The organism is Acinetobacter sp. 8I-beige (assembly GCF_902505955.1).
Classification (GTDB): Bacteria; Pseudomonadota; Gammaproteobacteria; order Pseudomonadales; family Moraxellaceae; genus Acinetobacter; species Acinetobacter johnsonii.
The window spans coordinates 1657719-1670273 of record NZ_LR732790.1 but is presented as its reverse complement, the minus strand read 5'-3'; the positions used below and the strand labels follow the sequence as shown (position 1 = coordinate 1670273).

11 protein-coding genes are annotated in these 12555 nt (G+C 41.4%); 5 read left to right on the top strand and 6 right to left on the bottom strand.

Going from position 1 to position 12555, the window contains the following annotated elements; all coding sequences use genetic code 11:
- Positions 1-94: 94 nt before the first annotated feature.
- From ruvB to GVX98_RS07975, 3 genes are all read right to left on the bottom strand, one after another.
- Positions 95-1102, bottom strand: a complete 1008-nt coding sequence (gene ruvB / locus GVX98_RS07985) for a Holliday junction branch migration DNA helicase RuvB (RefSeq protein WP_087010806.1) — start codon at positions 1100-1102, stop codon at positions 95-97.
- 247 nt (positions 1103-1349) lie between these two features.
- Positions 1350-1952 (bottom strand): Holliday junction branch migration protein RuvA, encoded by a 603-nt coding sequence (ruvA, locus tag GVX98_RS07980; protein WP_125280477.1) that lies wholly within the window; start codon positions 1950-1952, stop codon positions 1350-1352.
- Positions 1953-2078: 126 nt separating this feature from the next.
- Positions 2079-3419: a deoxyguanosinetriphosphate triphosphohydrolase gene (locus GVX98_RS07975; RefSeq protein ID WP_062034676.1), complete on the bottom strand. Its 1341-nt coding sequence runs from the start codon at positions 3417-3419 to the stop codon at positions 2079-2081.
- A gap of 436 nt (positions 3420-3855) precedes the next feature.
- Here GVX98_RS07975 and purL point away from each other — a divergent pair, with 436 nt between their 5' ends.
- Positions 3856-7692 carry a phosphoribosylformylglycinamidine synthase gene (gene purL, locus GVX98_RS07970; protein ID WP_159127756.1) on the top strand — a complete coding sequence of 1279 codons (3837 nt, stop codon included), beginning with the start codon at positions 3856-3858 and terminating at the stop codon, positions 7690-7692.
- A 223-nt stretch (positions 7693-7915) separates the two neighbouring features.
- Complete coding sequence (locus GVX98_RS16985) at positions 7916-8044, top strand: KGW motif small protein (protein ID WP_004693854.1); 129 nt, start codon at positions 7916-7918, stop codon at positions 8042-8044.
- Between the two features lie 282 nt (positions 8045-8326).
- Here the strand turns inward: GVX98_RS16985 and GVX98_RS07965 are convergent, their stop codons facing one another.
- A complete protein-coding gene (locus GVX98_RS07965; RefSeq protein ID WP_159127755.1) occupies positions 8327-8959 on the bottom strand; it encodes a hypothetical protein in 633 nt (210 codons plus the stop codon).
- A gap of 57 nt (positions 8960-9016) precedes the next feature.
- On the opposite strand from GVX98_RS07965, the gene GVX98_RS07960 reads away from it, so the two are divergent.
- Positions 9017-9331: an NGG1p interacting factor NIF3 gene (locus GVX98_RS07960; RefSeq protein WP_159127754.1), complete on the top strand. Its 315-nt coding sequence runs from the start codon at positions 9017-9019 to the stop codon at positions 9329-9331.
- A gap of 232 nt (positions 9332-9563) precedes the next feature.
- Here the strand turns inward: GVX98_RS07960 and GVX98_RS07955 are convergent, their stop codons facing one another.
- Together GVX98_RS07955 and GVX98_RS07950 are read right to left on the bottom strand one after the other, a co-directional pair.
- Positions 9564-10319: a nitroreductase family protein gene (locus GVX98_RS07955; protein ID WP_159127753.1), complete on the bottom strand. Its 756-nt coding sequence runs from the start codon at positions 10317-10319 to the stop codon at positions 9564-9566.
- A gap of 103 nt (positions 10320-10422) precedes the next feature.
- The gene (locus tag GVX98_RS07950) at positions 10423-11223 is read right to left on the bottom strand and encodes an enoyl-CoA hydratase-related protein (protein ID WP_159127752.1); all 801 of its coding nucleotides are present in this window, start codon (positions 11221-11223) and stop codon (positions 10423-10425) included.
- 104 nt (positions 11224-11327) lie between these two features.
- Here GVX98_RS07950 and GVX98_RS07945 point away from each other — a divergent pair, with 104 nt between their 5' ends.
- Both GVX98_RS07945 and GVX98_RS07940 read left to right on the top strand, forming a co-directional pair.
- Entirely contained in the window at positions 11328-11897 is a 570-nt protein-coding gene (locus GVX98_RS07945; RefSeq protein ID WP_159127751.1) for a nicotinate-nicotinamide nucleotide adenylyltransferase, read from the top strand.
- Between the two features lie 43 nt (positions 11898-11940).
- Positions 11941-12537 (top strand): YceI family protein, encoded by a 597-nt coding sequence (locus tag GVX98_RS07940; RefSeq protein ID WP_159127750.1) that lies wholly within the window; start codon positions 11941-11943, stop codon positions 12535-12537.
- Positions 12538-12555: the final 18 nt, after the last annotated feature.

Here is a 12555-nt window from a genome sequence, read left to right as displayed (position 1 = left end):
TCAATTCAATTTTTAATATCTTATATGTCTTTATCTAAGTGACTTCAAATTATTTTAAATCAGTAAGAAAAAGGGAGATTCACTCCCTTTTCAATCATTTTTCTTTTGGTTCAGGCGGTGTCATACCAAACTGCAAATACGCCATATTGGTGGCAATACGGCCACGGGCTGTCCGCATCACATAACCTTGTTGAATCAAATACGGTTCAATCACGTCCTCTAATGTACCTGAGTCTTCAGCCATCGCTGCTGCCAAAGCTTCTACACCACCAGGGCCGCCATCAAAACGTTCAAGTAACATACTCAAATAACGACGGTCTAAAGTGTCTAAACCATCTTTATCGACATTGAGCATATCGAGGGCACGCTGAGCCATGTCTTGTGTCACTTCACCAGTACCTTTGACTTGCGCATAGTCACGAACTCGACGTAGTAAGCGGTTTGCAATACGTGGTGTGCCGCGCGAACGACGTGCAATTTCTGCTGAACCTTCACGCGTAATAGGTACATCCATCAAATTGGCTGAACGAGTCACAATATGCGTCAAGTCAGTGACTGAATAGAACTCAAGGCGTTGCACAATACCAAAACGGTCACGTAAAGGAGAGGTGAGGAGTCCAGCACGTGTGGTTGCGGCAACTAAAGTAAAAGGGGGTAAGTCGAGCTTAATTGAACGCGCCGCAGGACCTTCACCAATCATAATGTCGAGTTGGTAGTCTTCCATGGCTGGATAAAGAATTTCTTCAATCACGGGAGAAAGACGGTGGATTTCGTCGATGAACAGCACATCACCTTCTTCAAGGTTGGTCAGCATGGCTGCCAAGTCCCCAGCACGTTCCAATACGGGGCCAGACGTCGACTTGAGGTTTCCCCCCATTTCACGGGCAATAATATTGGCAAGTGTGGTTTTACCCAGTCCCGGTGGACCAAAAATTAAGGTGTGATCAAGGGCTTCACCGCGACCACGTGCTGCGCCAATAAAGATTTCCATTTGTTCACGAACCACGGGCTGACCGATGTAGTCATCGAGTGAGGTCGGGCGGATAGCACGGTCGATATGATCTTCGGGTTTTTCGGAACCACCGATGAGACGGTCTTGCATATAGTTAAATCAATCTCTGGCTGAACTTTCGAGGCACAGCCTCAAATTATGATTTGTGTTTAGGTACCATTGTGTAGGCATTGCCTTACTTTTGAAAGATCAAAATGAGGGCTTTTAAATATATTTAAAAGTCCGCAAGTAAATCTTGTGTTGGATTGAGGATATGTCCTTATATCCCAATCCAACATGGCGACATCCATGTCGCCTTCGTGTATCCAATTTAGGTGTATTGGTGTGTCTATTGGGATTATTTATTCATCGACTTAAGTGCAGCACGGATGATGTCGCTCGCTTCAGTAAAATCACCTTTTGCAGCATTGACCAATTTCTGTGCTTCTAAAGGTTTGTACCCTAAAGACTGTAATGCAGCTTCGGCTTCTGCAACGGCAGAGTTGCCTGTGAACTGGATTTGTTCAACGGTTGAGTTGCTTGGTACTGTGCCTGAAGACATCGCTTTAAAGCGATCACGTAATTCAATCATGAGGCGTTCAGCAGTTTTTTTACCCACGCCCGGTACTTTAACCAAGGTATTGATATCTTCATGTTCAACAGTATGAATCAGCATATCGACACTGAGTGTGGAAAGAATACCTAAAGCCATTTTAGGGCCGACACCGTTGACCTTTAATAGGGTGCGAAAAATGATTTTTTCTTGTTGATGTAGAAAACCATAGAGCAGTTGAGCATCCTCACGCACGGCAAGGTGCGTCCATAAGGTGATTTTCTGGCCTTTTTGTAACTGGCAAAATGTGGTGAGAGGTGTATCAATTTCATAACCAACACCATTTACATTTAAAAGTACGGTGGGTGCTTCTAGTGCGAAGACTTCACCAATAAGACATCCGATCATGTTGTGTGATTCACTTTTTTATCAATGGTTGCATAGTAGTGAGCATTGCGCAGAAAGGCAAAAGGCTCACGGAAAATTGAGTTCGGATTGATGGCTTTATCATCAAACTGGATGTTGATGACTTATTTAAATTAATCCTGCCTTATTGCCTTGTAACTCTTGAGACAAGTTATACGCTTGGTGGTCTGAAAATTTAGAAATAATATCTAAGACCTGCATAATGTTTTCGTAGTGGTTACTGCCAAAGTGCGCACCAGAACGACATAAAATCGCCATTAAGCGTTGTTCTTTAAAGCTCAATGTTTTATGCGGTGTAGTGAGCGGAATAAAGGCATCTAAAATGTTTTGTAAGCTTTGATGGGCAATAATTTCCAAACCCGCTTTTTGCGGGTGTTCAAATATTTTATCGCGTGCTAAATCCTTTGCACGGTTAATGCCTAGCTCAATATCAGCAGCGCAGTATTGCAGTAAGCTGCCAGCCAGTTGTCCACTTAAAATTTCAAAATGATGTTTAGCAAAAGCCGATGTGACTTCTTCAACCAGACGTTTCATCACGCGCCCGCGCAGGGCTGCAATTTTTTGCTGCCAAGTCGTATCTGGCATCGACAGTTCAGTTGGTGCGCTGTACTCACCAAGTAAGCTTAAAAAAATCGGTTCAACTTCTTCATAAGACAACATGTTTAAAATGATGCCATCTTCAAGATCAATCAGGGCGTAGCAAATATCATCTGCTGCTTCAAGTAAATAAGTCAGCGGATGACGACAATAATGGTATTCACCCAGTTGAATCAGTCCGAGTTGCTCTGCAATTTGTTGCAGGATTTCTTTTTCTGCCTGATAGCAGCCAAATTTGGCACGTTTACTGGCAGGAGTATTGCCTTGTGATTCGATGGTTTTCGATAGCCACGGATATTTTAAATAAGCGCCCAGTGTTGCATAGGTCAGACGCATGCCACCATCATTAGGGTGATAGTCAATTTTAGTCAGTAAGCGTAGACCTTGGGCATTTCCTTCAAACTGACGCACATCGGCTTGTTCTTCTGGGGAAAGTTTCTCTAAAAAGTTTCCATGTGATGCATCGTCGAACCATTCACGAATGGCATATTCACCTGCATGACCAAACGGTGGGTTCCCAATATCATGTGCTAAACAAGCCGCTTGAATAATGGCTCCAACATCGGCAGGGGAAATCCACATTGGTAGTTCATCTTTGATTTTTTCCGCTGCGAGCATGCCAAGAGAGCGTCCAATACAGGAGACTTCGAGCGAATGCGTTAAACGGGTGTGAATGCCATCGTGTTGAGTCAGTGGATGGACTTGGGTTTTTCGGTTCAGTTGGCGAAAACTTTGGGAAAAAATAATTCGATCATAATCTTTGTGAAATGGGCTACGTGCCAATTCGGTATTTTGTTTTTTACTTCCAATACGAACTGTTGAGAGCAGTTCCAACCAACGCATTTGCATCATTTATCATTATTCAGTGAGTTATTGGCTTCATCATGCCAAAAAAGTGTGACGAGCTCTAGAGGGCTGCGACATAAGTTGTCTTTTAATTTTTGCAGCATTAAATTTTCATCAATAGAACATCTTAATACAGTTACGTCAGTTCTCAAGGAGGCTATAAACTTCTTTATTCGTAGCTTGAATATCAATTAACAATGGTTTTTAGAACCGAATCAAAGCCTAAAAGTCGGGCATCTTTGAAATTTATCCCTTAAAACATTTGTTACTAATCATGTTTGATTTTTAAAGTCAAAGTAAATTGATCTTTTAAAACAAAGAAATCTCACTTTTTTAAGTCGTAGACGACTAGCTGATTTTGGCAATACGCAGTAGAATATGCGCTCTCTTCAAGTCACATTGAGGTAGGTTGTCTAGACCTGCCCGTGGAGCCAAAAACAGCATGTTTATCGTTGCCGGTGCACCTGCACACTCTTCTTTTAAGCAAACACAACTTTTAACACGTCTATCGTCTATTAGTTCTGTTCAATCAATAGAAAGCCAATGGGTTTACCTTTTCGACCAAGCGCTCGACGAGCAACAACAGCAATCTGCTTTGCAGCTATTAAATGATGGCGCAACCTTCCAAGTTCGCGAAGCGACAAGTGATGAAGTTCAAGTCCTTGTGACACCACGTGTAGGCACAATCTCGCCGTGGTCATCAAAGGCAACGGATATTTTTGCCAACTGTAATACCCCGATACACCGCTTAGAACGCGGTGTTTTGTTTACTTTAAAAGGTATTTCTGAAGTATCGGATGCAGTAAAACAAGTTTTACATGACCGTATGACTGAAAGTGTGTTCAATCAAATTGAAGACGCGGCTGCATTGTTTTCTGAAACTGCACCAAAGCCTTTAAATGCAATCGACATTTTAGGTCAGGGTAAAGACGCTTTAGTGAAGGCAAACTCTGAGTTTGGCTTTGCACTCTCTGATGAAGAAATTGATTATTTAGTTGCTGCTTTTAACAAGCTCGGCCGTAATCCGCACGATATCGAACTGATGATGTTTGCTCAGGCAAACTCTGAGCACTGTCGTCATAAAATCTTTGGCTCTGAATGGACCATTGACGGTGAAAAACAGCCATTGTCATTGTTCCAAATGATTAAAAACACCTATAAAGAATCACCAACAGATGTATTGTCGGCATATAAAGACAATGCTTCGGTGATCGTTGGTTTTGATACTCAGCGTTTCTATCCGAAGAAAGATGAAGCGACGGGTCACCACGTTTATAAATACAAGAGCCAAGCTGCCCACATCTTGATGAAAGTGGAAACGCATAACCACCCAACAGCGATCGCGCCTTTTGCGGGTGCTGCGACTGGTTCGGGCGGTGAAATTCGTGATGAAGGTGCAACAGGTCGTGGTGGTAAACCAAAAGCAGGCTTAACAGGCTTTACGGTTTCAAACTTAAATATTCCGGGCTTTGAACAGCCTTGGGAAGAAAACTACGGTAAACCATCTCGTATGGCATCTCCGCTTCAAATTATGATTGAAGGCCCATTGGGTGGTGCTGCGTTTAACAACGAATTTGGTCGTCCTGCTTTAAATGGTTACTTCCGTACTTTCGAACAAAATGTAAATGGTGATGTGAAAGGTTTCCATAAGCCAATCATGATTGCTGGTGGTTACGGTAACATCCGTCCAGACCACGTGGAAAAAGATGCGATTCAACCGGGTGACTTGCTGATCGTTCTCGGTGGCCCTGCAATGTTGATCGGCCTTGGTGGCGGTGCGGCATCTTCTGTGGACAGCGGTAAACTCGGTGAAAACCTAGACTTCGCTTCTGTACAACGTGAAAACCCTGAAATGGAACGTCGTTGCCAAGAAGTGATTGATGCATGCTGGCGTATGGAAGACTTCAACCCAATCGTGTCCGTGCATGACGTGGGTGCAGGTGGTGTTTCGAACGCAATGCCTGAGTTGGTGAATGACCACGAACTGGGTGCGATTCTTGATTTACGTAAGATTCCATCACTTGAGCCGGGTATGTCTCCAATGGAGATCTGGTCAAACGAAGCGCAAGAACGTTATGTGTTGGCGATTCGTCCAAGTTCTTTAGAATTATTTGAATCATTGTGTGCACGTGAACGTTGTCCGTTTGCTGTTTTAGGTGAAGCAACAGAAGCGCGTCAATTGACGGTGAACGATCCATTGTTTGATAACAAAGCCGTGGATATGCCAATGCAAGTCATGCTCGGTGGCACACCTCGTATGAGCCGTTCGTATGAAACGATTGAACGTCAAGGCGACGACTTTGATGCATCTAAAGTCACAGATTTGAAAGATGCCATTTACCGTGTACTTAAAAACCCAACGGTTGCATCGAAATCATTTTTGATCACCATTGGTGACCGTTCAATTACAGGTATGGTTGCACGTGATCAGTTTGTAGGTCGTTGGCAGGTTCCTGTTGCAGATGCAGCAGTGACTACAACAAGCTTACAAGGTTATACAGGTGAAGCCATGGCGATGGGCGAACGTCCACCTGTTGCCTTGTTAAATCCTGCGGCATCTGCACGTTTATCGGTTGCAGAGTCGATCTCGAATATTATGTCTGCAAAAATCGACCAGATCAGTGACATTAAATTGTCTGCAAACTGGATGGCGGCGGCAGGGCAAAAAGGTGAAGACCAAGCTTTATTCGAAGGTGTAAAAGCCATCGGTATGGAAATGTGTCCTGCACTCGGTATTGCAATTCCAGTGGGTAAAGACTCATTGTCAATGCGTACGACTTGGAATGATGAAGGCGAAGACAAATCGGTGACTTCACCGATGTCAGGTGTAATCACAGCCTTTGCTCCTGTGACTGATGTACGTAAAACCTTAACGCCTGAATTGAAAAATGAAGAATCAGTACTTGTCCGTATTGATCTTTCTAAAGGTCAGTTCCGCCTAGGTGGTTCGATCCTTGCTCAGGTTTATAAAGCGATTGGTTCAGTGACACCAGATGTAGATAGTTTTGACGACTTCAAAGCATTCTTTGCCTTGGTTCAAGACTGGAACAACCGTGGCTTAATTAAGGCTTACCACGACATTGGTGATGGTGGTTTGCTTGCAACTGTTGCGGAAATGATGTTTGCGGCACGTCTCGGTGTGGCTTTAGAAGATCAATCAACTGAAAGCCTGTTTGCAGAAGAAATTGGTGCAGTGCTTCAAATCAGCGCGTCTGATTGGGCAACACTTGCAGACGAAGTTGCGGCATCTACATTACGCGATGCAATTGCGGTGATTGGTACGGTAAACAACACCGATCAATTGACGGTAAATGGCTTGGTGCTTGAACGTGCAGACTTGCAAGTGGCGTGGACTGAAGTGTCACATCAAATCCAACGTCTACGTGACAACGTAGAAACAGCGGATCAAGAATTTGCATTGATCACGGACAAATCACATGCTGGTATTATTGCAAAACCAACATTTGATTTGAATGAGCCAATCGAAGCGCCGTACATCAACGAACGTCGTCCAAACATGGTGATCTTACGTGAACAAGGCGTAAATGGTCATGTTGAAATGGCTGCGGCATTCGACAAAGTTGGTTTCAACACTGTAGATGTGCACATGAGCGACTTGCTCGCAGGTCGTATCAGCCTAGATGACTTTGAAGGTCTTGTGGCATGTGGTGGTTTCTCTTACGGTGACGTCATGGGTGCTGGTGGTGGCTGGGCGAAATCAGTTTTGTTCAACCCAAAACTTCGTGACCAATTTGAAAAATTCTTCAACCGTGACGAAACGTTCTCTCTTGGTATTTGCAACGGCTGTCAAATGTTGTCGCAATTGGCTCCACTGATTCCGGGTGCTGAAGCTTGGCCGCGTTTCCACCGTAACACTTCTGAGATGTTTGAAGCGCGTGCGGTCAACGTTCGTGTTGAAAAATCGAACTCTGTATTGTTAGAAGGTATGGAGGGTTCAATCCTGCCGATCGCAGTTGCACATGGTGAAGGTCGTGTGGTGACAAGCACGGATAACTTAGCGGCATTAAATGCAGGTAATCAAGTGATCTTGCGTTATGTCGATAGTCAAGGGAATCCAACTCAACACTATCCAATGAACCCGAATGGTTCACCAGAAGCGATTTCAGGTGTCACATCGAAAGATGGTCGTGCAACAATTATGATGCCACACCCTGAACGTAACTTCCGTGCTGTACAGCATTCTTGGAAGCCTGAAGAGTGGACGGAAGACGGTGCATGGTTACGTATGTTCCGTAATGCACGTAAGTTCATTGGTTAATCTGAAGTCTGTGTTTTGAAAAGCCACCTTCGGGTGGCTTTTTTATTGAATTGTCTTTTTGTTTTTTAAATTTTTATTTCTCCCGTTGAAGTTGGTTTAGATTTTGCTTTTATATTTATGTGAAAGTGATATTGTGTAATAAATGCACAAATATCGTGCAAAATAAAAGAAAGATGGATTACTAAACAATTTCAGTATCAACACTCATGTATGAGGTGATGACATGATTAAAACAGTTACATACGAAGCAGTGGATAAGTCTGCATTGCGTAAAAAAGGATGGAAGTTGTTTGCTGTGATTTTGAGCTTGCAATTGATCTTTTTGATTTTGGGTTATGCATTGCAGATGTGATTTTGATAATTAAAAAACCGCCATGTGAACTGAACCCTTCAAATTAGATGAGAGTGTCTAACTTTCGGGGTGCAGTTCAAAGAGGCGGTTTTTTTATTGAATTTACTTTTATATAGAAAAATAGAGTGCACTTTTAGTTGGCGTAATTTTAAACAAAATTTATATCTATATGATTTTACTTTTCATGGACGAAAAGTAACAAAAGCCCTTTTTTAGACTGATGGGACGTCCTGTCCCACAGTCTAACGTGCGACATCCATGTCGCACGTCATGTGATTGAATTTAGTCTTTGAAAATGTTTTCATAAAAGTAGTAAAAGTCACTGGTCTTTTTAAATTGAGAAATTTGTGTTGAACCAGGATAAAGTTGTGACGGTACCTCAATTAAAAAACCAAAGTTTACTAATTCCATATTGGGATTTTTAATATCATATTCGAATTCAGGATCATCACGATTGGTTTCTATGGTGTAAATTTCCTCTATTAGGTAAATTAAATGGCTATTTAATCTAGTAATAATATATGCATATTTATCAAAAATTCGCTTTGAAATACTAAGGTTTTTAAACAGTATAGAAGCACGACCTATCATTCTTGCTTGTTTTTCTAGGTAGGTTTGATCAAGTATTCCTAAAATTTCAATGCCTAATTCTAAATTGTCTTTGTCTTTAAAAAACTTTTCGATAAACCCAACATTTATATTTTCTGCTTCTTGAATAAAAGCTAATAATTGTTTTTGTTCTTTCAAAGTACGAAATTTAGTATAGCTTTCAATTGAACCTGTAATTAAAGATGCAAAAGGGATAGATTTAATTGTGTCTTCTAGCAGAGTATTGGCTGTTTTAAAGATAATTTCATCTGCTAAATTTTCAGTTGTTGTTAAAGCAAGTTCACGGGCAATATTTTTATTAGACATAGGTGCTGTCGATCAATATGATTGATGTGATATTAATAAAATCTACATTAAAGCGCTATGCTCAAACTCATCTACTATGTCCCCGAATCTCATCTTGAATCCACCAAACTTGCGATTTTTGAAGCAGGAGCAGGTGGTATAGGGAATTATGAACACTGTGCTTGGCAGGTCTTAGGCACAGGCCAATTTAAACCTGTAAAAGACGCAAATCCATTTATAGGTGAGTTGGATGCTTTGGAGCGAATTCCAGAGTGGCGGGTGGAAACCATTGTTCCAGAGGGAAAGGCTTCTGCTGTGGCAAAGGCTTTAACATTAAGCCATCCCTATGAAGAACCCGCTTTTGAGTTTATTCAGATGGTCGATGTACTTTAATGATGAACTTGAAAATATATTTGATACACGTTAACGGCATTCGCAACGGTTTGAGGCAGGACTTAATTGATCAGATAAAGTTTCTGCGACTAAATAGATAAACGACGGAATAGAACTAGTTTTACGAATGACAATGGTTTTGCCTACTTTTCCCGAAAGAAAAGTAGGTCGAACCGAAGGTTAATCCTGAAATTAAAACTTTAATGAAAGGATTCCATTGAGAAAGCTAATATTAAACCTTCTGAATAAATAACTCACGATCAAAACGGTACTGCGGGAAAAATACACCGTCTTCTGCACGCTCACCTGCACCAATCACCATCACAGGGTATTGCTGATCATTCAGATTTAACAGTTTACGCACCAAAGGCTCATCAAAACCTTCCATCATACAACTATCAAAACCATAAGCACGTAAAGCTAGCACTAGGTTCTCGCAAGCTAAAGCTGTGGTTTTACTTGCCCAAAGTTTTGCATCCGCTTGATTAAATGCAGTTACAGGCAGTTGTTTATCTAAGCTACGTGCAATTTTGAAAGCCACTTTCTTAAAGTTACCCAGTGTATTTAAGTAACCTGTCTTATAGTTATAAGGAATGAATTTATAATATTTCTGTACAGCCGCAGGCGCTTCAGGAAAAGGGAACTCTGTAATGTTGCGTTTTGCCATTTCATCATTACGGTCTGTACGCGCGACACACACGATCAGTTCGGATGCCGTTTTTGCCGCAAGCTGATTTAGGCAAGCTTTGACTAGCTGTTTTTTCTTAGTGGGATTCTGCACCACATAAAAAGTCCAAGGCTGTAAGTTAGATGAGTTGGGCGCAAGCAGTGCCAAATCTAAACAGTCATCAAGCACATCAGCTGGAATTTCTTTCTTGGTAAATTTGCGAACCGAACGGCGGCTTTGGATGACTTTTTTAAAATTTTCGACATCGATGTCTTGTGGCGCAGGCTCAAAGTAACGCTTTTTTTCTGTAGTATTTGACATAAGAAGTTTTCCGAATGGGTTTTTAAATATGTTGGGACGGAAAATAAAAAAACCACTGTGTAATATGAAACACAGTGGTTTTTAGTCATTCAACGATCAATGATTAGTTGAACTGGGTGAAATCAGGTTTACGCTTTTGCATAAATGCTGATACAGCTTCCATCATTTCTGGAGAGCCGACACGATCCATGAAAATTTCAGCTTCATGATCAATCCAAGCCACAGTTTCATTTACATTGTGCTTCATCAATGCCTTAGACTGCACTAAAGAGGCTAAAGGTAAAGCAGACAATTGTGCTGCTTTTTTAGCTGCTGTAGCATACACATCATCTTCAATACTGTTGACAAGGTTTGCAGCAACTGCAGTTGGACTGTCAAACTTCTGAGCGGTCAGCAGTAATTCAGCAGCTTTGTGATAACCTGCTTGTTCTACCAATAATTTGCTTGAAGCACCTTCTGGAGATAAACCAAGGCTAACAAATGGAATCTGGAATAGAGCAGTATTGTCGCTATAAACCAAGTCACAATGTAACAGGATTGTTACCCCAATACCAATCGCCACACCACGTACAGCCGCAATCAACGGTTTAGAAAACTTTGCCGCAGATTTAAGTAAAATAAATGGAGGGCCTTCTGCCGCAGGTGCTTGACCTTTTTGCGCAGCAGATTTCATGAAATCCTGCATGTCGTTGCCCGCGGTAAAGTCCGCGTCTTCACCACGTAGAATGACAGCACGAACGCTATTGTCTAGATCTGCTTCATCTAAAGCTTTTGCGATCCATAAATAAAGTTCGCCATACAACGCATTCTTTGCTTCAGGACGGTGAATGGCTAATGTCAGTACGCCATTGTCTAATTTTGCATTCAAATGTTGATGAGGTTGTTGAATACAGCTCAGTGTCATCGTACTATCCTTGCTAGAAAGTTTGGTTTAATTTTATGGGCTCATTATGTCGCATAATTTTATGATCGACACAACTGACCAGTTCATAAAAAAGTAAAAGATTTATGCCATATACATTTGATTATCTCGTATTCATTGGTCGCTTCCAGCCATTTCACTTGGCGCATATGCAAACCATTAAGATTGCTTTAGAGCAAAGTCAAAATGTAATTTTGGCTTTAGGCTCTGCGCAAAATGAACGAAATACGAAAAATCCATTTTTAGCATCTGAACGTGAAGAAATGATTTTATCGAACTTTTCAGAAGCACATCAAAAACGGATTCACTTTGTACATGTAATTGATGTTTATAATGATGTTAAATGGGTGCAATTGGTAAAAAAATTAGTGAATCATGTAGTCACACCTGATTCTAAAGTTGGACTCATTGGCCATTTTAAAGATGATTCCTCCTATTATTTACAGCTTTTTCCTGAATGGCAAATGGTTGAACTCGATAGCCTACAAGATGCGATGTCTGCAACACCTGTTCGAGAAGCTTATTATCGAGGTGATATTTTAGAGCAGGCGTTTCCACTGGGAACCAGTGATTTTTTACATAAATTCCAACAAAGTGAAATATATAAACAGTTACAACACAAATTTTTAACTCAGGACTCATCCAATTTAGACTAAGGTTCTCAGTCGAATAAAAATATTTCGACGAGGATCGTGTTCAATGGATAGAAAACAACAGATGAAACAGATTGTAAGTCATGCGGTCATTAGAAATGCTTTGATGATTGCAGGTACTACATTTGCATTCAGTACTCAAGTGCAAGCCCAGTCATGGACATTGACGCCTCAGAGTAATGTAGGCTTTGAAATTAAATCCTTGGGTGTGACTGTTGTAAGAGCTAAGTTTAATCGTGTGCAATCCAGTATGCAGTTTGATGCCAAAGCACCACAGCATGCTTCGACGCATTTTGTCATGGATGTAAATAGCCTAAGCTTGAGTAAACCTTCACTGAAAAATATGATTTTGGGTGAAGATTTGTTTTATGCATCCAAGTACAAAACTGCTAGCTTTAAAAGTACCAGTTTTAAAGATTTGGGTGATGGTCAATATAATATTGTTGGAAACTTAACACTTCGCGGCATTACCAAGCCTGTTAGCTTTAGCACGACCTTAAAACCGAGTGCCAATAATACCAATCTACTGGATGTCCAGTCCTCTACCGTGATTAACCGAAGTGACTTTGGCATGAAAAAAGCCATTGGCGGTGTAGGCGAAAAAGTGAATATTCAACTGTCGGGGCAGTGGAAAGTGCAATAGAGACTCTATGATCTCAAA